Source organism: Sagittula salina, from assembly GCF_017813235.1.
GTDB classification, from domain to species: Bacteria; Pseudomonadota; Alphaproteobacteria; order Rhodobacterales; family Rhodobacteraceae; genus Sagittula; species Sagittula salina.
On record NZ_JAGISH010000100.1, the window covers coordinates 1 to 234 of the forward strand.

Genomic DNA, 234 nt, shown 5'->3' on the forward strand with positions numbered 1-234 from the left:
GACGGCGGCTCGACGGACCCAGGGCCGCACTATCTCGGTGCCGGCACCTCCTTCTGCTCGCGCCTCTCGGTCAAGCGCGACTTCCGGCTGATGCTGCAGGCGGCCGTCGCCGCCGGCATCCCCTGCATCATCGGCACCTCGGGCGGGGCAGGGGGCGAGCCGCATCTGCAGAGCATGGCGGCGCTGGCGCGGGAGATCGCGCGGGAGGAGGGCCTGTCCTTCCGCATGGCGCTG

The 234-nt window shown here is 73.5% G+C and carries 1 pseudogene; it reads left to right on the top strand.

Annotation, left to right across the window (positions count from 1 at the left end):
• A pseudogene (locus J5474_RS22710) lies at positions 1–234 on the top strand (acyclic terpene utilization AtuA family protein); the annotation flags it as partial.